This is a genomic window from Streptomyces ferrugineus (assembly GCF_015160855.1).
Classification (GTDB): domain Bacteria; phylum Actinomycetota; class Actinomycetes; order Streptomycetales; family Streptomycetaceae; genus Streptomyces; species Streptomyces ferrugineus.
Genome location: NZ_CP063373.1, coordinates 743,022 through 761,308 on the forward strand (window position 1 = coordinate 743,022; position 18,287 = coordinate 761,308).

Sequence of the window (18,287 nt, forward strand, 5' to 3'; positions counted from 1 at the left end):
GGGTGCGGGGCTCACCCGCACAGGTCGAGTACGTCAATCAACCAAGTCGATGCTGGTCGCGGGCCTGTGCATGGCGCCCTCGAGCCTGGTCATGATGGCGACGGCGCCGGTGTCGGCGGCGATTTCCCGCGCGCAGGGCCCGAAGGTGACGTTGATGATCGGCGTGCTGATCGTCGCCGCCGGCTACGGCTCGATGCCCGCCCTCATCATGAGCGCCGTGCCCGCGTCGGAGACGGCCGCCGCGAACAGCCTCAACACGCTGATGCGTTCCCTCGGTACGTCCACGGCGAGCGCCGTCGCGGGCGTGATCCTCGCCCAGATGACGACGGACCTCGGCGGCTACGCCCTGCCGTCCGAGAACGGCTTCAAGGTGGTCCTGGCGGTGGGCGCCGGGGCCGCGCTGCCGGCGTTCGTGGTGGCGTCGTTCATCCCGCGGCAGGAGACGGCCGCCGCCGGGGGCGAGGCGGTGACGGACGCGGCTGCGGAACCGGCGGGAACGGCCGCGAAGTCGTAACCAGTCGTAACTACAGGTTCCCCAACGGCTCGATGTCCACCTTCACCGGAGTGCCCCACACGCGCAGCACCTCGTAGTCGGTGAACTCGTGTACGAGCCGGTAGGCCATGGCGGGACGCGGGCCGCGACGCTGGGCGGCGAGATAGAGCTCGGCCTCCCGGCGGTCGCGGCGCGGAGTGCCACACAGCTGCCACTCCTGACCGTTCCACAGCTCCGGCAGCCAGCGCTGCTGGGGCTGGGGGCGGTCGCCCCGGACGCCATAGCGGGAGGGGGCGGTCTCGGTGGTGCGCGGGGGCACGGGACCGCCGTTGTACTCGGCACGACGGGCTGCCCGGCGACGGGTTTCACAGAGCAGACAGAGGTCGTGGGCGTTCTCGTCGACCGGGCCGTTCGGGTGCTCCGGGCAGCGGGTGGCGGGGGCGGCGCCGGTGACGCTCTCGTCCAGCAGGTCGAGCGCGCGGCGCACGTCCGCCTTGACCTCGTGCAGCCTGGCGTCCGGCGTGTCGGAGGTCAGGGCCTCGCCGTGCTCGCCGAGGAGGCGGAGGGCTCGGCCCAGGGCGGTGAGTTGGGCGTGGTTCATGGGGCGGCTCCGGGGCTGGCGGGGGCCTTGGTCAGGTGGTGTGGCCGACCCTCAGCATGCACATGGGGGGTCCTGTGCTTCCGAGCGGGTCATGAACTCCCTTGAGCTTCTCGGTGTCGAGGGTGAGACCTGGCGGGGGCTCGAGACCCTTGGGTGGCAGGAGGAACAGGAGTTGCTCGGCATACGGAACCGCCGTGTTAGGCGTTCAGGCGGGCGTACTGTTCCGGCGTGAGGCGGACCGTGTCCGCGCCCAGGTTCTCCTCCAGGTGTGCGATGCTCGCCGTTCCCGGGATCGGGAGGATCACCGGGGAGTGGGCGAGGAGCCAGGCGAGGGTGACCTGGGTCGGTGTGGCGTCGAGTTCCCCGGCCACGGCGGCGATCTCCGACGACCGCCCGCCCGACTGTCCCGCCGCCACCGGCCGCCACGGCAGGAACGCGATGCCCGCCTCCTCGCACGCGGCGAGGACGGGCTCGTGCTCGCGGTCGAGGGGGTTGTAGCGGTTCTGGACGCTCGCGATGTCCACGACGGCGCGGGCGTCGGCGAGTTCGGCGGCCGTCACCTCGGAGAGGCCGATGTGGCCGATCTTGCCCTCGTCGCGCAGGTCGCGCAGGGCGCCGAGCTGGTCGGGCAGCGGCACGTCCGGGTCGAGGCGGTGGAGCTGGAGGAGTCCGATGCGGTCCAGGCGGAGGCGGAGCAGGGCCTCGTCGACCTGGTCGCGCAGGTCGGCCGGTTCGCCGGCGTGCCGCCAGCCCTCACCGTCGGTGGTGTGGCGGATGCCGACCTTCGTGGCGATCACGAGGTCCTCGGGGTACGGGTGCAGGGCCTCGGCGAGGAGGTCCTCGTTGCCGCCCCAGCCGTACATGTGCGCGGTGTCGATGAGTGTGACGCCGAGTTCGACGGCTCGGCGGGCGACCGCGAGGCAGGTGGCACGGTCCTCGGCGGTCTCCGGTCGTAGGTGCATCGCCCCGAAGCCGAGCCGCCGTACTTCCAGTTCGCCGCCGATGCGGAACGTCGTCGGTGCCGTCATACGGCCACGCTAACAGGGGAGTCGACGTCAGCTCCCCGCCGTTTCCAGCGCGGCTCGGAGGTGGCCGTCGGCCGCGGCCAGGAGTCCGTTCGCCGTGGCGCCGTCCACGTCCGCCAGCAGGATCAGGATCGCCGTCTTCACCTCGCCGCCCGCCTCGGTCAGGGCGCGCTCGATGTCGGTGTCGGCGGCCCCGGTGGCGAGGGCGACGATGCGGCGGGAGCGGGCCCGGAGTTTGTCGTTGGAGGCGCGGACGTCGACCATGAGGTTTCCGTAGGTCTTGCCGAGCCGGATCATCGTGATCGTCGACAGCATGTTGAGGACCAGCTTCTGGGCGGTGCCGGCCTTGAGGCGGGTCGAGCCGGTCAGCAGTTCGGGGCCGACGACGATCTCGATGCCGTGCTCGGCTGCGGAGGCGAGGGTGCTGCCCGGGTTGCAGGACAGGCCGATCGTCAGCGCGCCCTGCTGACGGGCGTGTTCGACCGCGGCGATGGCGTACGGCGTGCGTCCGGAGGCCGAGATGCCGACCACCGTGTCCGCCGGGGTGAGTGCGAGGGCGTCGAGGTCGGCGTGGGCCAGCTCCACGGAGTCCTCGGCGCCCTCGACGGAGGTGACCATCGCCGCCGGGCCGCCCGCGATGAGGCCGACGACCTGGGCGGGGTCGGTGTTGAAGGTGGGCGGGCACTCGGAGGCGTCGAGGATGCCGAGGCGGCCGGCGGTGCCGGCGCCCGCGTACAGGAGTCGGCCGCCGCGTGCCATCCGTTCCGCGACGGCGTCGATCGCGGCGGCGATCTCGGGGAGGCGGGCGGCGACGGCGGCGGGCACGGAGGCGTCCTCGCCGTTCATGAGCCGGGCGATGTCGAGGGTGGGGAGCTGGTCGATCTCGGCGAGTTCGGGGCGGAACGCCTCGGTGGTCAGGGTCTCCAACTCGGCACGCAGATCACGGGGGTTGGATGTCGAGGTCATGAGAGACGGCTCTTTCTGATGTGCTGTGTCCGGTCCGACCTGCTATCGGCGATGCCGGTGGGCCAGTGCCTCGTAAGACGCGGCCAGCGCCGGCGCCGCCGTCTCGTAGGTCCGCTGGGCGACCCCGACGAACAGACAGTCCACCACCAGCAACTGGCTGGTCCGCGACGACATCGCCGCCGGCCGCAGCTCACTCTCCCGCGCGGTGGACGTCGTGAGGATGTGGTCGGCGTACTGGGTGACCGCCCCGTCCGGGCGTCCGGTGATGGCGACCGTCGTGGCCCCGTGCTCGAACGCGACCCGCAGTGGCTCGATGACATCGCCGGTCGTCCCGGAGTGCGTGATCGCGATGGCCACGTCACCGGCCCGCAGCTGCACCGCGTTCGTCACGGCGAGATGCGGATCGCTGTGGGCGTGGGCTATCAGCCCTATCCGCAGCAGCTTCTGCGTCAGGTCCTGGGCGACCAGCCCCGACGCCCCGACGCCGTACACATCGATACGGCGGGCCCCGGCGGCGGCCGACACCGCGGCACCGAGCTGGACCGTGTCGAGTCCGGCCGCCGTGTCCGCGAGGGTCTGCTGCTCGTCGTACGCGAGTTTCGTGACGACGTCCGCGATGGGGTCGTCCACCGCGATGTCGGTCGTGATGGCCGGGGCGCGGCCCGACTGCTGCTGGGCGGCGAGGCCGGCGAGGGCGAGGCGCAGATCGCGGTAGCCGGGGTAGCCGAGAAGGCGGGCGGTGCGTACGACCGTGGCCTCGCTGGTGCCGGTGAGCTCGGCGAGGCCGGTGACCGTGAGGGCCGCGCAGCCCGCCGGGTCGTTCGCGACCGCTTCGGCGACGCGCTGCATGGAGCGGGTCATCGACGGTGCGAGCGTGCGGACCTTGGCCGCGAGGGCGGCGGGCGCCGGTGCCGTGCTCGCCCGGCCGAAAGTTTCCTTCACTTCATGGGTCACCCTTGAAAGGTATTTTCAGATCCGAGGTGTGGTCAAGGGTGCGCACAATAGGAGCATGGAACCTGTAAGTCCGCTCAGCCCGCTGGAGCAGGCGCTGCACACCGCCCGCGCCCTCGTGCTCGCCGACCTGGTCGCGGGCGAGGTCGCCGAGGCGGACGTGGTGTCGTTGGTCGAGGAGTCGGTCGTACAGCGACGCTGGTGGGTGGAGCAGTGGCCGGACGGTGTCGAGTACGTGGCCGGGCTGGTCGCCCAGGACGTCCAGGACGCGCTGCTGGACAAGTACGGCCGCTGGCCGCTGTGCCCGGTGTGCGGAGCCGGCGACCCGCACGCGCTGGAGGTCGAGCCGGAGCTCGGGCCCGATCCGCACTGGGTGTGCCACAAGGCGGGCGTGAAGGTCGCCGCGGTGGGATCGCTGGGGCCCGCGACCTCGTGACGATCTACATAGACCCGCCCACCTGGCCGGGCCACGGCCGGATGTGGTCCCACCTGGTGAGCGATGTGTCGTACGACGAACTGCACGCGTTCGCCGAGGCGTTGGGCGTGCCGCGGCGGGCCTTCGAGCGGGATCACTACGACATCCCGTCCCACCGCTACGCCGACGTGGTGCGCGCCGGCGCGGTGGAGGTCAGCAGTCGTGAGGTGGTGCGGTTGCTGCGGGGGGCGGGGCTGCGCAGGGCGAAGGGGCGGGGATGGGGCTGACGCCCGCCCGTTCCGCCTCGCGCGAGGCCCCTGCCGGTTACGCGAACTGGCCGGGCCGGTAGGAGCCGGCCGGCTGCTGGACCAGGACGTTCAGCCGGTTGAAGGCGTTGATCAGCGCGATCAGGGACACCAGCGCGCCGAGCTGCTCCTCGTCGTAGTGCTTGGCGGCGTTCTCCCACACCTCGTCCGGTACGCCGCCGGCCGCGTCGGCGATGCGGGTGCCCGCCTCGGTCAGCTCCAGCGCGGCGCGCTCGGCCTCGGTGAAGAGGGTGGCCTCGCGCCAGGCGGCGACGAGATTGAGACGGACGGTGTCCTCGCCCGCGGCGACGGCGTCCTTGAAGTGCATGTCGGTGCAGAAGCCGCAGCCGTTGATCTGGCTGGCGCGCAGCGTCACCAGGTTCTGCGTCGAGACGGGCAGCGGCGAGTCGTGGACCACCTTGCCCGCCGAGACGATGTGCTTCAGGAACTTGCCGACGGTCGGGATCTCAAAGGCGTTCAAACGGGCGGTGCTCATGGCGAACTCCTCAGTCATGGGCCGTGGTCGGTGGGTACACAGCTATGACGGAGCGGTTCGGCGGGATGTGACGTGGAGAGAAGTGACGTGAGTCACTCGGTCTGTGTTCCGGTGGAGTGCTCGGCCCGCCGCATCGGGTACCAGGTCTCGCCGGACGGGCGGGGCGGGTCCGACAGGTTCCAGCTCCACGACAGCGTCGGCGTGATGCGCAGGTAGTGGCCCGGGCCCACCATGCCGCTCCGCTCGACGGGGCCGTCGGCGACGCCGTACACCCGGATGCCGCGGGCGACGAACGGCTCGATGGAGATCAGCTCGTCCACGACGAAGGCCACCTTGTGGCGGCCGTGCTCGATGTTGCGGAACTTGCGGGTGCGCAGCACCTCCGCGCGCGGGCCGCCCACCCAGAAGCGGCTGCCGTCGAACTCGAGGGCCACCGGGACCACATCGGGCTGCCCGTTTGCGCAGAGGCTGGCGAAGCGGGCGAGCGGGTTCGTGCTGAGGTAGGCGATCTCCTCGTCGGTGAACGACACGGCGGCTCCCTGGGGCGGCGGCGGTGCGGGTCGGTCCCGCCCCAGGCTAGGCCTAAGGTCAGGCCGCCGTATGCCGTCATCTGCGGACGTACAGCCTCAGCGACTGCTCCATGTCGTGCTCCTCGCGGGCCATGCGCTCCTCCTCGACGGTGGCCCGTACATAGCCCGCGCGGGTGACGACGGCCTGCGAGGGGACGTTGTCGTGCTCGATGGCCGCGTACAGCAACTGGACGTCGTCCCTGGCCAGGGCCGACTCGGAGAGGGCGGTCAGGGCCTCGGTCGCGTAGCCGTGGCCGCGGGCGGAGGCGGCGAGGTCGTAGCCGACCTCGGCCCGCCCCTCGTCGTCCGGTACGCCGTGGAAGCCCATGCCGCCGACCGCGCGGCCGTCCTCCCGTCGCACGAGCACGAACAGCCCCCACTCCGGCCGGTGCACGCCCCCCTCGTACGCCTTCGTCATCCACTTCGCGGCCTCCCGCGTGCCGTCGAACGGCCCGCCCTCGACCCACCGGAACCCGCCGTCGCCGCCGTCGCGCAGATCGGCGGCGGCCGCGGGGGTGACGCCCTGGAGGGTGAGGCGGTCGGTGGGGATGACGAGGTTGTTGTTCCAGCGCCACTCGGTGACCGGCGGGCGGCCCGGGAGGTCGGCGCGGCCGGTCGCCCACAGCAGGGTGCGCCAGTGGTCGGTGCCGGACTCCGGGCCGGGTTCGGGGCGGATGTGCGGGAAGATCGTCGTGAGGACGAACTCGGGGAGTTCGGCGGGCGGTTCGTACGTCAGGCCGAGGCCCTCGGCGATGTCGTGGGTGTGCAGCAGCACCTCGGCGACCCCCATCGCCGCGAAGCCCTCGCGGTCGGCGCTGCGGAACGGGTACGGGTGGAAGGCGCGCACCTCGCGCGGTGTGGTGCGGATGACGGCGGCGAACAGGGCGCCGGTCGTCTCGATGACCTGGAGCAGCCCTTCGTTGTCGGTGCCGTCGTCCAGGGTGATCTCGAAGGGGACGTAATCGTCCTGTGCGCGGCCCGCCAACTGGCCGCCGTAGGCGATGAGGTCCTCGGCGATGTGGAACGCCGTCTTGTGACAACTCCACTCCAGCCGACCGGCCTTCACGCCTTCCCAGTCCTGGTCCACCGCGGTGCGCAGCAGTGCCACGCAGCTCGCCACGGCCTCGGTCGCGCGTTCCCCGCCCATGTGTCGCATGCCGGGCAGGCTACGGGCGCCGGGCGCTCAGAGCGACAGCATTTCCAGTTCGGCGGCGAGGTTGTAGCGGGCCGTCGCCTCCCACTCCTTGCGGCCGTACGGCGTGCGGAACAGGCTCGGCAGGTCGAGGAGCTGACGCAGGATCGCGGCACGGCCCTCGCGGAAGGCGTCGTTCGGCACGAAGTGGTACTCCTCGCGGACGGCGGCCGTGTAGGCGGCGTACACGGAGGGCGGGGCGGCGAGGACGGCGAGGTCGGCGTCGCACAGGACCTGGCCGTCGCGGTCGTCCGGCGCCGGGTCGTGGGTGACGGTGAGACGCACGAGACGGGCGACCTCGGCGGTGCGCTCCGCGGGGACACCGGCCTCGGGGAGGGCGCGTTCGGCGAGACGGGCGGAGCGCTCCTCGTTCTCGGAGCGGTCCGGGAGGTAGACGGCGTCGTGGAACCAGGCGGCGAGGCGTACGACGTCCGGGTCGTCGGCGTGGTCGGCCAGCTCGTCGATGCGGTCCAGGACGGCGGTGAGGTGGGTGAGGGTGTGGTAGCGGCGCTGGGGTTCCCGCCAGCGGGTGAGGAGGTTGTCGGCGTAGGGGGTCGGGTCGGGGGCGGTGGCGGGGGAGCGGGTGGCGTCGAGGGCTTGGGCGAAGCGGGTGCGCAGGGCGTCGAGGGCGTTGGGGGAGACGGGGGAGTCGGGGGTGTTGGGGGTGCTCGGGGTGCGGGGATCGGCCATGGCGCCATTCTGGCGGGTGCGCCGGGGTGGGGCCGGGTGTGTCGGCGTTCTCCCCGGGGGCGCGCCCGGCGGCCTAGCGTGGGGCCATGACTTCTGCTGACGTGCACGATGTACGGGATCCCGAACTGCCGGGGCGGCTGCTGGTCGTCGAGCGGGACGCGCTGGTTCCGCTGCTGCGGGCGCGGCCGGACGCGGACTTCGCGCTGCCGACCGTCGCGTGTCCGGGGTGGTCGGTGCGGGATGTGCTGGCGCACTGTTCGTCCGCCCTGATGCGGGTGGTGGAGAGCCGGTTCGAGGAGGGCGTGTTCTCGCCCGAGTGCAACGACCGGGACATCGCCGAGCGCGCCGACTGGACCAACGCGCGGGTCGTCGACGAGCTGGAGCGCGGGATGACCGAGGCGGGGCCGGTGATCGCCAAGGCCGGCGGGGCGCTGGACGGCGTCGCGCTCGGGGAGTGGGTGCACGCCGGTGACGTACGGGAGGTGTTCGGGGAGCCGGGTGCGTACGCCGGGGCCGGGCTGCCCGACGCGCTCCGGCTGCTGGCGTGGCTGACCCGTGAGCGGCGGCACGTCCCGCTGCACGCCGACCTGGACGACGTGGACGAGCCCCTGCGGCTGGGGGAGGCGGCGGCGCCGAGGCCTCCGGCGCGGTACATCGGGGAGGCGGCGACGCTGATGCGGATCTACGCCGGGCGGCCGGTGGACGGGGCGGACTACGAGCTGGTGGGGGTGGAGGCGGGGGAGCTGAACATCTTCGGGTGACGGGGCGGGGACATGGGGTGAGCCGGTCCTCGGTGGGTAAGCGTAGGCTGGACCAGAATTGGACTAGACCTGTGCGGGTCGGGTCTGTAGGTCTGTAGGTCTGTAGCCGCCGTCGAATGCCGAGGAATGGGGTCCCATGAGCAAGCGTGCAGTCCTGGAGGTGATCGCCCTCGGGGTCGAGGACGCGGTCGCCGCCCAGGCCGGAGGTGCGGATCGGCTCGAACTGGTCACCGACATGGCGGCCGACGGGCTCACCCCACCGGTCGAGACCTTCGCCGGGATCCGGGCCGCCGTCGACATCGACCTGCGCGTGATGCTGCGGCTGGCGGACGGGTTCGCGGCGGGGGACGTGGGGGAGCTGGTGCGGACGGTGCGCGAGATGCGGGGGGCCGGGGCCGAGGAGTTCGTGCTCGGGTTTCTGGACGGCGACGGCGGGGTGGACCTCGGGGCCGTCGAGCGGGTGGTGGGGGAGCTGGACGGGTGCCGGTGGACGTTCCACCGGGCGATCGACCGGGCCGCTGACCGGGATGCGCTGCGGAAGCAGTTGGACGGGTTGCCGGGGCTGGACACGTATCTGACGGCCGGGTCGGCGGTGGGGGTGGACGAGGGGCTGCCGGTGCTGCTCGCCGAGGCGGCGCGGAGTGGGGAGCCCGGGTATGAGCAGCGGATTCTGGTGGGGGGCGGGTTGCGGCTCGATCATGTGCCGGGGTTGGTGGCGGCTGGGATCGACGCGTTTCACATCGGCGGGGCGGCGCGGCCACGGGGGTGGGACGGGCCGGTGTCCGTCGCCGCGGTGGCGGAGTGGCGGGCTGCGCTGGACGGGGTTTCGTAGGCGGGGGGCTGGCGGCCGAAGGGTGGTCGCGTGGCCCGGAGTGAGGGCTGGCCGGGGGTGGGTCGCGCGGCCCGGCACTGACGGGGTGCCGCCCGCGCCCACCCGAGGCCCCTCACCCCAACTGTTCCGGCAACCCCGCCGCGTGTGTCACCAGCAACCCCGACACCGCTCGCGTCAGCGCGACGTACAGCCGGCGCAGGCCCGTTCGCTCGTCCGGTTCGCCGTCGATCACCGCCTGGGGCTCGTCCAGGACGACGTAGTCGTACTCCAGGCCCTTCGCCAGGGACGCCGGGACCAGGGTCAGGCGGGTCTGTTCCGTCGTCTCCTCGCCGGGAGCCAGGTACGCCAACCCCGCCGCGCCCAGCGCCTGCGACAGCGCCGGAACGCGCGCGTCCGCGGCGATCAGGCCGATGGAGCCCTCGTTGCGCAGCAGCTCCTCGCACGCAGCCACGACCTCCGCCGTCCGCGACACCGCACGCACCTCGAAGAACCCCGGGTTCTCGCGGATCGACTCCACCGGCGTCAGACCCGGCGCGATGTGCGGGAGGAGGCGGGAGGCGTAGGTGATGACGTCCGTCGGGACGCGGAAGCCGGCCGTCAGTTCCTCGATCACGCCCTCCGACTTGCCGAGGTGGGCCAGCGCCTCGTCCCAACTGCGCGTCGCCCACGGCGTCGTGCCCTGCGCCAGGTCACCGAGGATCGTCGCCGAACCGGTGGTGCAGCGGCGCCCCACCGCCCGGTACTGCATGGGGGACAGATCCTGGGCCTCGTCGAGCACGACGTGGCCCAGCGAGGGCGTGCGCGCCACGATGTCGTTGGCTTCGTCGATCAGCACCGCGTCCGCCGCCGACCACTTGGCCGACTTCACCGACCGCGCCGGCCTCGCCCACAGGATCGCCTTCTGCTCGTCCTCGTTCAGCACCCCCCGCGCGTGCTCGGCCAGGAAGTCCGCGTCCGCCAGCAGCCGCAGCACGAGCTTCGCCGGATCCACCGGCGGCCAGATCGCCTTCACGGCCGCCTTCACCGCGCTGTTGCGGGCCACCGCGTCCTGCACCCGGTCGTCCGGCGCCTCACCCGACCGCTCCATCTGCACCAGCACGGCATGCGCGATGCGCTGCGGAAGGGCCTCGCGGGCCGCGCCGTAACGGATGTCGCGGGTGAGCAACTCACGGACGGTCTCTTCGAGTTCGTACGCCGGGATCCGCCACCGCCGCGACCCGCGGACGACGACCACCGGCTCCGTCGGCATCGTCACATGCGAGTAGACCGCGCGCCGCAGCACCTCCGCCATCCTCGCGTCGCCCTTGATCACGGCCGCCGCCGCGTCGTCCGTGCCGCGCACCTCCACATGGGCCACCAGGTCGTCCACCGTCGCCTGCCGGACCGTCAACTCACCCAGCGCCGGGAGCACTTGCTCGATGTAGTGCAGGAAGGACCTGTTCGGGCCGATGACGAGCGTGCCGGTGCGGGCGAGGCGCTCGCGGTGGGCGTAGAGGAGATACGCGACCCGGTGCAGGCCCACCGCGGTCTTTCCGGTGCCCGGGCCTCCCTGCACACAGACCGTGCCGCCGAGACCGGACCGTACGATCTCGTCCTGCTCCGGCTGGATCGTCGCCACGATGTCCCGCATCGGGCCCACGCGCGGGCGCTCGATCTCCTGCTGGAGCAGCCTGCTGGTGCGGGCGGCCTCCGCCGGGTCGGACAGGTGCTCGTCCTCGTACGCCGTGAGGTCGCCGCCGGTGTAGCCGAAGCGGCGGCGCAGCGCGACGTCCATCGGGTCCTTCTTGGAGGCCCGGTAGAAGGGTTGGGACACCGGTGCGCGCCAGTCGATGACCATCGGGTCGCCCTCGGCGTCGTGCACATGCCGCCGCCCGATGTAGAAGAGTTCCCCTTCCGCGCCCTCCGCCTCCTCGGCGCCGGGTGCGTGCAGATAGTCGAGGCGGCCGAAGAACAGCGGGGTGTCGCTGAGATCGGCCAGGGACTTGATGCGCTCGTCGATCTGGCGGGAGAGGACTTCGGCGTTGACCCAGTTCGCGGTGACGTCGCTGATGTCGAGCGACTCGACGTCCTCGCGCATGGCGCGCAGGGCGGCACGGGAGGAGGCGAGGTGGGAGCGCTCATGCGCGAGGGGGTCGTCGACGGGCGTGGACAAGGGGGTGCCTCCGGAGGACCTGCGAGTGAGTGGTCGACAGAGCCGACCGGTTTCCGTCCGGACGGCGGCACTCCGTGAACGGAGGCGGGCAAGAGCGGAGATTTTAGGTGAGCGGGTACGCCGGAAGCCAACGAATTTTCCGCGCCCCCGCCCATTCCCCTGTCCGTCCCCTAGGGGATGCCGCCCTCCTCCCTGGGGGCAAGGGGTCCGCCCCGAGATGTACGCGGGCAGTGCACGGCTTGGGACCGCAGGCCGATGCCGTCTTTATGCCCGCGAACCCATCATGGAGACATGAGCGCAGCAACCATCCACCCAGCCCCTGCGGGTCCCCGCGGCGCGACAGCGCTCCAGGGGAGCCACCGCCACCGCCTCGGCGAAGCCCTGCGTGCCGTCAGGGTGTTCGCCGGCGCGGCCTTCGACGTGATCATCCTCGGTGAGTACGGTGAGGAAGCGGGCGTTCGCCGTAAGTGACGCCCGGGCCGCCCGGCACACGCGGTCGCCTACCCCTCGGTGAGGAGCTCGTCCGCGTCCACGATCCGGTACGCGTAGCCCTGTTCCGCCAGGAACCGCTGGCGGTGGGCGGCGAAGTCCTGGTCGAGCGTGTCGCGGGCGACGACCGAGTAGAAGTGGGCCTGATGGCCGTCCGCCTTCGGCCGCAGTACCCGCCCCAGCCGCTGCGCCTCCTCCTGGCGCGACCCGAAGGTCCCCGACACCTGGATGGCGACCGTCGCCTCCGGCAGGTCGATGGAGAAGTTCGCGACCTTGGAGACCACGAGGACGCTGATCTCGCCCTCCCGGAAGGCGTCGAAGAGCTTCTCGCGCTGGGCGTTGGAGGTCTCGCCCTTGATGACGGGGGCGTTCAGATGCTCGCCCAGCTCGTCCAGCTGGTCGATGTACTGGCCGATCACCAGGATCTGCTGGCCCGCGAAACGCCTGACGAGCGCCTCCGTCACCTTCCGCTTGGTGTCGGTCGTCGCACAGAAGCGGTACTTCTCCTCCTGCTCGGCGGTGGCGTACGCGAGGCGCTCGGAGTCGGTGAGGTTGACCCGGACCTCGACGCAGTCGGCGGGCGCGATGTAGCCCTGCGCCTCGATCTCCTTCCAAGGAGCGTCGAACCGCTTCGGACCGATCAGTGAGAACACATCCGACTCCCGCCCGTCCTCCCGCACGAGCGTCGCCGTCAGCCCGAGCCGTCGCCGCGCCTGAAGATCCGCCGTGAACTTGAAGACCGGCGCGGGCAGCAGGTGCACCTCGTCGTAGACGATGAGCCCCCAGTCCCGGGAGTCGAAGAGTTCGAGGTGCGGGTAGACGCCCTTCCGCTTCGTCGTCAGCACCTGGTATGTGGCGATGGTGACGGGCCGGATCTCCTTGCGCGTCCCGCTGTACTCACCGATCTCGTCCTCCGTCAGCGACGTTCGCTTCACCAGCTCGTGCTTCCACTGCCGGGCCGAGACGGTGTTGGTGACGAGGATGAGGGTGGTCGACTTGGCCTGAGCCATGGACCCGGCGCCGACGAGGGTCTTCCCGGCACCGCACGGCAGGACGACGACCCCGCTCCCGCCGTGCCAGAAGTTCTCCACGGCCTGCTTCTGGTACGGCCGCAGCGCCCACCCGTCCTCCGCCAGCTCGATCGGGTGTGCCTCGCCGTCGACATATCCGGCGAGGTCCTCGGCCGGCCAGCCCAGCTTCAGCAGCGTCTGCTTGATCTGCCCGCGCTCGGAGGGGTGCACGACCACGCTGTCCGGGTCGATGCGGGCGCCGACGAGGGGCGCGACCCGCTTCGAGCGCAGCACCTCCTCCAGCACCGGCCGGTCGGTGGTGGTGAGGACGAGGCCGTGCGCCGGATGCTTGCTCAGCGTCAGCCGGCCGTAGCGGTCCATCGTGTCGGCGATGTCGACGAGCAGCGCGTGCGGCACCGGGTACCGGCTGTACGTCACCAGCGCGTCCACGACCTGCTCGGCGTCGTGCCCGGCCGCCCGCGCGTTCCACAGCCCCAGCGGCGTCACCCGGTAGGTGTGGATGTGCTCGGGAGCCCGCTCCAGCTCCGCGAACGCCGCGATCGCCCGACGGCACTCGTCGGCCTGCTCGTGATCGACCTCCAGGAGCAGGGTCTTGTCCGACTGGACGATCAGTGGTCCGTTCACGTGGGTCCGTCCTTCCGCTCACCACTCGACCAAACGTCCAGTGTGCCGCACTGGTCCTCTTTCGGGGTGGGGAGCAGGTCACATCTACGGCAGCCGGTGGGTGAATGTGGCTGATCGATTCCGAAGTCCTACAGGATGTCTTTTCATTCCTGTGAGTGGTGCGGTTTCACCTGAACGGCGGCGGCTGCGAAGAATGCCGGGCGTGCAGGCCATCAGTCATGAACCGTCCCCGCCGACCACCACCCTCGGGTACGCGCTGTTCGCCACCCGCTGGCTGCAGGCGCCGCTCTACTTCGGCCTGGTGGCCGCGCAGGGGGTGTACGTCTACAAGTTCTTCAACGAGCTCTGGGCCTTAGTCCTCCGCTGTGTGACCGGGCAGGCGACGGAGACGTACGTCATGCTCGCCGTGCTCAAGCTCGTCGACGTCGTGATGATCGCCAATCTGCTGATCATGGTGATCGTCGGCGGCTATGAGACGTTCGTCTCGCGGATCGGGCTGCAGGGACACCGTGACCAGCCCGAATGGCTCTCGCACGTCAATTCCAACGTGCTGAAGGTCAAGCTCGCCACCGCCATCGTGGGGATCTCCTCGGTCCATCTGCTGCAGATGTTCGTGGACGTCCACCACACGTCCCGCCACTCGCTGCTGTGGGGCACGGTGATCCACATGGCGTTCATCGTGTCGGCGGCGATCCTGGCCTACATGTCGGGGCCGATGGCCGCGCACGGTGAGCGGTCGGCGTCGCAGCCTGCGGCGCAGCACGAGTGCCGCTTCGAGGGGACCGTCGCCGAGAAGGTCGTCGTGCCGGCGCAGGCCGCTCCGCGGGAGGACGAGCCGAGCGCCGAGGAGCGGGTGCGGGCCGCCGGGTTCCCGGCGCGGAAGCTGCTGGAGGACTTCGACTCCGAGTACCCGCGTTCCTTCGACCGGGAGACCGTGGCCCGGCTCGGCAAGCTGGACTTCGTCGGCGCCGGACGCAACGTGGTCTTCGTGGGGCCGCCCGGCACCGGCAAGACGCATCTGGCCGTGGGTCTCGGCGTGCGGGCCTGCCAGGCCGGGCACTCGGTGCTGTTCGCGAGCGCCGCGCAGTGGGCCGCGCGGCTGGCCGGGGCGCGGGACGCCGGGCGGCTCGCCCAGGAGCTGGTCGCGCTCGACGAGCACCCCCTGCTGATCGTCGACGAGGTCGGCTACACCCCCTTCGACGCCGAGACCGCCGCGCTCTTCTTCCAGCTGGTCGCGCACCGCTACGAACGGGCCTCGCTGATCGTGACCAGCGACCGTCCGCTCGGCCGCTGGGACGAGGTCTTCGGCGGCCCCTCGGCCCTGGCGATGGTGGACCGGCTGGCCCACCACGCCGAGCTGGTGCGGATCGAGGGGGAGAGCTACCGGCTGCGCCGCGCTACTTCAGCGTGGGCAGACTGAGGTTGTTGATCAGCGGTCCCTCGACGGTGAGCCCCTCGGTGACCAGGGGCCCGGCGCCGGCCGCCGGGAGGGGCAGCGGCAGGGCGGCGGCCGGGGCGGTCCCGGCGGCGAGGACGCCTGCCAGGACGGCGGCGGCGACGGTGAGGCGGGCACGCGTGGTGCGCATGGGTATGACGGGCCTTTCACAAGTCGGCGTTGGCTGGAACCTGAGGACCGGGCCGGCCCAGCGGGGCTGGTACCGGCCCGGGAGGGCGCGGGACGCGTCAGAGCGTCACGCCCCCGCCGAGATCGACGCCGACCGCCGCGGCCTGGGCGGCGAAGGCGCCGATCATGGTGGCCGCGGCGGTCAGCACGGTGGCGATGCGACGAGCAGTGCGCATGGGACAACTACCTCTCTGCTGCGCTCACTTGAGCGTGATCAGGACACCGGGTGGCTGCCCTGCGCCCCGCGGCGCAATGCGGAGAGGCCCTCAAGGTCCCTCAAGAGTTGGAAGAGCCCGGCGTGGCGTGCATGAATCGCCGCGTGCGCCCGGACGGGTGAGCGGACCGGGACATCCGTCACCGCCCTAGTCGTCCGCCAGCTCCGCCACGCCCGTGATCCGGTGCAGTGGATACGTCCGTACCTCGTCCGCGGTGTGGTCGTACGCCGTCACGAACCCGCCCTCGACCCGCACCGGTGCGATCACCCGCTGACTGGCGGTGCCCTCGGCGTTGACGTACCCGATCCACAGCGCCTCGCCGGTCAGCACGGCGGCCTGCATGGTGGCGAGGGTCTCGGCGGAGGTCGTGCGGGGCAGTTCGCCGCCGGTCACCGCGGGGGCCGCCCCGCTCGGCCTGCGCGGGGTCGTGGAGGCGAGGTCGCCCGCCCGGATGGCGCGGATCGCGGCCGCCAGCAGTGTGGCGTCCGGCGTCGGCGGGCCGTCCGGAACCGGCTGGGGTGCGGTGCGCGGCGGGGTGCGGTGGGCGTCGGCGCGGGTGATCAGGACGTCGCCCTCGGCCGACTCGGCGGCCGGCGCGAAGCCCATCGCGCGCAGGCCCTCCAGCAGCGCGGCCGGGTCCGCCTGGGCGGCGAGCACCGTCGGCGCCAGGCGGCGCAGGCGCAGGCCGGCGGCTCGCTTGTCGGCGAGGATCTCGTTCAGCATCGCGTCGTCGTCGCAGCGGACGTACGCCGACGCCGCGCCCACCCGCAGATGACCGTGCTTGCGGGCCACGTCGTCGATCAGATACGCCAGCGGCTGCGGCACCGGCGTACGTGAGTGCTCGGCGAGGAAGGCGTGCAGATCGGAGGCGCTGCGGCCGGCGTCGAGCGCGCGGCGCACCGAGCCGGGTGTGAAGCGGTACACCGTCGCCCCGCCCTTCGACTCCACGTCCGCGAGCACGCCCAGCATGTCGGCGAGCGGCCGCCGCAGCGGACCGGGCGCCACGGCCGTGAGGTCGGCCTGGAGCAGCACGTGGTCGAGGGGCTCGGGGAGGAGCGGGGCGAGGAGGCGGGCGGCGGTGGCGGAGGCCACGGCCTGTTCGGCGGGGGAGAGGGGCTCGGGCGCGGGGGCCGGGCGGGGGTGCTCGTGGTGGACGGGGAGCTTGTCGCCGGGGCCGGCGGGGGCGTCCTCGGGCGTGGCCGGGGGCGGGGGTGCGGTGTCGTGGGTCGCCGCCGAGGGGCCCGTGGCCGACGGGCCCGCGGCTCGGCCGCCGCGCGCCCCGGGTTTCCCGGGCGCCGGCGCCCCCAGCAGCGCCCGCCCATGCCCGGACAACGCCCCCCGCCCCGTCACCCCCAGCATCTCCGCCTCGTTCAGCGTCCACTGGGCGAGGCGGCTGCGCAGGTCGTCGTCCTGTTGAGGCCCGCGCAACGGCCGTTCCCAGCGCAGCCGGGCCAGCACCGACTCCGCCGCCGGTGACGTGCCCTCCGGCAGCCCGGCCAGCAGGGTCAGCACCCGGTGCCGCACCTCCGGCGCGGCGGAGCGGTCCAGGCCCGGGCCCAGCGCTGACAGGGTGCGGTCCTTGGCGTCCCGGCCGCCGACCACGCCGGCCGTGCGCGTCGCCGTCAGCCAGGCCTCCGCCAGCCGGGCCCAGCGCTCGGCGGAGGGCTGCTCCAGCCACTCGTCGTAGGCGGGCGTCGCCGCGTACCGCTCGTCGGCCTCGCCGTCGGAGGCCAGCAGGCCCGCGGCGTAGGCGAGTTCGACCCAGAAGGCGGCGACCGGCTCGGGCACGTCGAGGGCGACGGCGGTGCGCTTGAGGTCGCGCACGCTCAGGCCGCCCGCGCGCAGCACCGTCGGACCGCCCTCGTCCCAGTCCTTCAGCAGTTCCTCGACGGTGGCCAGCGCCGTGTACGCCTGCCCGGCCGCCGTGGCGTCCACAACCTGTGGACGGTGCGTCGCGCTCGGCTCGACGGTCGGCGGCAGCGGCTCGGTGGCGCGGTGCGCGCGGCCGGCGCGCAGGTGCAGGGCCACCTCGCGGGGGAGTACGACCGTGCCGGGCGTCGTGGGCAGGAGCAGGCCGCGGTCCAGCAGCCAGCGCAGCCGGGGCGCGGGATCGGCGGTGACCTGGCCGTACGGCGGGCCCCACACCAGGCGGGACAGCACCTCCCGGGACTCCTCCGGCGCGTCGGCGAGCAGCGCCGTCATCCGCCGCCGGTCGGTGAACAGCGCGGTGAGCGACGACACGGCCGACACGGCGTCGTGGGTCGTGGGCAGCCCGGCCGTCGTGACGATCTCCTGGATGCGGCCCGGCGACATGCCGGCCACCGCCTCGCGCACCGTCGGTCCCAGGCCGGTCGGCGACGGGTGCTGCGGCGAGGGCGTCAGCAGCTCGCGTGCGGTGCGCACCAGGCGCAGCCGGTCGTCGCCGCCCCACACCAGGGCCTGCTCGCGCAGGGTGCCGAGGGCGTGCGGCAGGGCGCCGGCGACCGCCGGGTCGCCCTCGTCGCCGGCCATCAGGGCGAGCAGTTCGTCGTACGTCGCCGGATCCGCCGCCACGGCCAGCGCCTCCGCCGTCTGCAGCGCGAACCGGTCCAGCCGCTCAAGGGCGCGCACCACCGAGGCCCGGGTGCCGGCGCGGGTCGCCAGCTGGGTGAGGTCGGTGGGGACGGGGGTGATGAGGTCGGGCCGGCTGCGCAGCAGCACGGCCAGCGAGGCGTCGTCCCGCACGCGAAGCGCTTCCGCGAGGGAACGGGGCGGGGTGGCCGGGTCGCTCATCCCGCCCACGTTAGCGGGTCACCTCCGGCGGCCGGGCCGACCAGGCGCGGGGGAACACTGCCCGATCCGAGGCACCTGACCCAC

19 protein-coding genes are annotated in these 18,287 nt (G+C 72.6%); 7 read left to right on the forward strand and 12 right to left on the reverse strand.

The features are described from left to right. Positions 1-70 precede the first annotated feature (70 nt). Positions 71-514 carry an MFS transporter gene (locus tag IM697_RS03575; RefSeq protein WP_228044484.1) on the forward strand — a complete coding sequence of 148 codons (444 nt, stop codon included), beginning with the start codon at positions 71-73 and terminating at the stop codon, positions 512-514. Between the two features lie 10 nt (positions 515-524). On the opposite strand, the gene IM697_RS03580 is transcribed toward IM697_RS03575, so the two are convergent. The 4 genes from IM697_RS03580 to IM697_RS03595 form a co-directional block, all read right to left on the reverse strand. Beyond that, a complete protein-coding gene (locus IM697_RS03580) occupies positions 525-1,094 on the reverse strand; it encodes a hypothetical protein (protein ID WP_194044593.1) in 570 nt (189 codons plus the stop codon). A 197-nt stretch (positions 1,095-1,291) separates the two neighbouring features. Continuing rightward, the gene (locus tag IM697_RS03585; RefSeq protein WP_194044594.1) at positions 1,292-2,122 is read right to left on the reverse strand and encodes an aldo/keto reductase; all 831 of its coding nucleotides are present in this window, start codon (positions 2,120-2,122) and stop codon (positions 1,292-1,294) included. A 27-nt stretch (positions 2,123-2,149) separates the two neighbouring features. Then, positions 2,150-3,085: an N-acetylmuramic acid 6-phosphate etherase gene (gene murQ, locus IM697_RS03590; protein WP_194044595.1), complete on the reverse strand. Its 936-nt coding sequence runs from the start codon at positions 3,083-3,085 to the stop codon at positions 2,150-2,152. 42 nt (positions 3,086-3,127) lie between these two features. Continuing rightward, positions 3,128-4,039, reverse strand: coding sequence for a MurR/RpiR family transcriptional regulator (locus IM697_RS03595; protein WP_194044596.1), 912 nt, complete (start codon positions 4,037-4,039; stop codon positions 3,128-3,130). 55 nt (positions 4,040-4,094) lie between these two features. Here IM697_RS03595 and IM697_RS03600 point away from each other — a divergent pair, with 55 nt between their 5' ends. Further along, positions 4,095-4,472 (forward strand): hypothetical protein, encoded by a 378-nt coding sequence (locus tag IM697_RS03600; RefSeq protein ID WP_194044597.1) that lies wholly within the window; start codon positions 4,095-4,097, stop codon positions 4,470-4,472. Then, positions 4,469-4,738, forward strand: a complete 270-nt coding sequence (locus IM697_RS03605; protein ID WP_194044598.1) for a DUF4031 domain-containing protein — start codon at positions 4,469-4,471, stop codon at positions 4,736-4,738. The genes IM697_RS03600 and IM697_RS03605 overlap by 4 nt, the downstream gene beginning before the upstream one ends. A gap of 37 nt (positions 4,739-4,775) precedes the next feature. Here the strand turns inward: IM697_RS03605 and IM697_RS03610 are convergent, their stop codons facing one another. The 4 genes from IM697_RS03610 to IM697_RS03625 form a co-directional block, all read right to left on the reverse strand. Next, complete coding sequence (locus IM697_RS03610; RefSeq protein WP_194044600.1) at positions 4,776-5,252, reverse strand: carboxymuconolactone decarboxylase family protein; 477 nt, start codon at positions 5,250-5,252, stop codon at positions 4,776-4,778. Positions 5,253-5,344: 92 nt separating this feature from the next. Further along, the gene (locus IM697_RS03615; protein ID WP_194044602.1) at positions 5,345-5,782 is read right to left on the reverse strand and encodes a PPOX class F420-dependent oxidoreductase; all 438 of its coding nucleotides are present in this window, start codon (positions 5,780-5,782) and stop codon (positions 5,345-5,347) included. A gap of 76 nt (positions 5,783-5,858) precedes the next feature. After that, positions 5,859-6,977 (reverse strand): GNAT family N-acetyltransferase, encoded by a 1,119-nt coding sequence (locus IM697_RS03620; protein WP_407699600.1) that lies wholly within the window; start codon positions 6,975-6,977, stop codon positions 5,859-5,861. 27 nt (positions 6,978-7,004) lie between these two features. Then, positions 7,005-7,703, reverse strand: coding sequence for an HD domain-containing protein (locus IM697_RS03625; protein ID WP_228044485.1), 699 nt, complete (start codon positions 7,701-7,703; stop codon positions 7,005-7,007). Between the two features lie 86 nt (positions 7,704-7,789). Between IM697_RS03625 and IM697_RS03630 the strand changes: the two genes are divergently transcribed. Next, positions 7,790-8,464: a maleylpyruvate isomerase family mycothiol-dependent enzyme gene (locus IM697_RS03630; protein ID WP_194044604.1), complete on the forward strand. Its 675-nt coding sequence runs from the start codon at positions 7,790-7,792 to the stop codon at positions 8,462-8,464. A 136-nt stretch (positions 8,465-8,600) separates the two neighbouring features. Further along, entirely contained in the window at positions 8,601-9,296 is a 696-nt protein-coding gene (locus IM697_RS03635; RefSeq protein WP_194044606.1) for a copper homeostasis protein CutC, read from the forward strand. A gap of 112 nt (positions 9,297-9,408) precedes the next feature. On the opposite strand, the gene IM697_RS03640 is transcribed toward IM697_RS03635, so the two are convergent. Continuing rightward, the gene (locus tag IM697_RS03640) at positions 9,409-11,448 is read right to left on the reverse strand and encodes a HelD family protein (protein WP_194044608.1); all 2,040 of its coding nucleotides are present in this window, start codon (positions 11,446-11,448) and stop codon (positions 9,409-9,411) included. Positions 11,449-11,739: 291 nt separating this feature from the next. On the opposite strand from IM697_RS03640, the gene IM697_RS03645 reads away from it, so the two are divergent. Beyond that, positions 11,740-11,919, forward strand: a complete 180-nt coding sequence (locus IM697_RS03645; RefSeq protein ID WP_194044610.1) for a hypothetical protein — start codon at positions 11,740-11,742, stop codon at positions 11,917-11,919. 29 nt (positions 11,920-11,948) lie between these two features. On the opposite strand, the gene IM697_RS03650 is transcribed toward IM697_RS03645, so the two are convergent. Next, entirely contained in the window at positions 11,949-13,592 is a 1,644-nt protein-coding gene (locus tag IM697_RS03650) for a DNA repair helicase XPB (protein ID WP_194044612.1), read from the reverse strand. 193 nt (positions 13,593-13,785) lie between these two features. Between IM697_RS03650 and istB the strand changes: the two genes are divergently transcribed. Next, the gene (gene istB, locus IM697_RS45650) at positions 13,786-15,012 is read left to right on the forward strand and encodes an IS21-like element helper ATPase IstB (protein ID WP_194044614.1); all 1,227 of its coding nucleotides are present in this window, start codon (positions 13,786-13,788) and stop codon (positions 15,010-15,012) included. Here the strand turns inward: istB and IM697_RS03660 are convergent. Both IM697_RS03660 and IM697_RS03665 read right to left on the reverse strand, forming a co-directional pair. Then, entirely contained in the window at positions 14,990-15,178 is a 189-nt protein-coding gene (locus tag IM697_RS03660; RefSeq protein WP_194044616.1) for a hypothetical protein, read from the reverse strand. The two genes, istB and IM697_RS03660, sit on opposite strands and share 23 nt — an antisense overlap. A gap of 400 nt (positions 15,179-15,578) precedes the next feature. Continuing rightward, entirely contained in the window at positions 15,579-18,203 is a 2,625-nt protein-coding gene (locus tag IM697_RS03665; protein ID WP_194044618.1) for a helicase C-terminal domain-containing protein, read from the reverse strand. Positions 18,204-18,287 lie beyond the last annotated feature (84 nt).

What these genes read in the sequence shown, in the direction of transcription:
- IM697_RS03575 (WP_228044484.1), top strand. Translation starts at nt 71, where the DNA reads ATGGCGCCCTCGAGCCTGGTCATGATGGCGACGGCGCCGGTGTCGGCG.
- IM697_RS03580 (WP_194044593.1), bottom strand. Translation starts at nt 1,094, where the DNA reads ATGAACCACGCCCAACTCACCGCCCTGGGCCGAGCCCTCCGCCTCCTC.
- IM697_RS03585 (WP_194044594.1), bottom strand. Translation starts at nt 2,122, where the DNA reads ATGACGGCACCGACGACGTTCCGCATCGGCGGCGAACTGGAAGTACGG.
- murQ (WP_194044595.1), bottom strand. Translation starts at nt 3,085, where the DNA reads ATGACCTCGACATCCAACCCCCGTGATCTGCGTGCCGAGTTGGAGACC.
- IM697_RS03600 (WP_194044597.1), top strand. Translation starts at nt 4,095, where the DNA reads ATGGAACCTGTAAGTCCGCTCAGCCCGCTGGAGCAGGCGCTGCACACC.
- IM697_RS03610 (WP_194044600.1), bottom strand. Translation starts at nt 5,252, where the DNA reads ATGAGCACCGCCCGTTTGAACGCCTTTGAGATCCCGACCGTCGGCAAG.
- IM697_RS03620 (WP_407699600.1), bottom strand. Translation starts at nt 6,977, where the DNA reads ATGCGACACATGGGCGGGGAACGCGCGACCGAGGCCGTGGCGAGCTGC.
- IM697_RS03625 (WP_228044485.1), bottom strand. Translation starts at nt 7,703, where the DNA reads ATGGCCGATCCCCGCACCCCGAGCACCCCCAACACCCCCGACTCCCCC.
- IM697_RS03630 (WP_194044604.1), top strand. Translation starts at nt 7,790, where the DNA reads ATGACTTCTGCTGACGTGCACGATGTACGGGATCCCGAACTGCCGGGG.
- IM697_RS03635 (WP_194044606.1), top strand. Translation starts at nt 8,601, where the DNA reads ATGAGCAAGCGTGCAGTCCTGGAGGTGATCGCCCTCGGGGTCGAGGAC.
- IM697_RS03645 (WP_194044610.1), top strand. Translation starts at nt 11,740, where the DNA reads ATGAGCGCAGCAACCATCCACCCAGCCCCTGCGGGTCCCCGCGGCGCG.
- istB (WP_194044614.1), top strand. Translation starts at nt 13,786, where the DNA reads ATGCCGGGCGTGCAGGCCATCAGTCATGAACCGTCCCCGCCGACCACC.
- IM697_RS03660 (WP_194044616.1), bottom strand. Translation starts at nt 15,178, where the DNA reads ATGCGCACCACGCGTGCCCGCCTCACCGTCGCCGCCGCCGTCCTGGCA.
- IM697_RS03665 (WP_194044618.1), bottom strand. Translation starts at nt 18,203, where the DNA reads ATGAGCGACCCGGCCACCCCGCCCCGTTCCCTCGCGGAAGCGCTTCGC.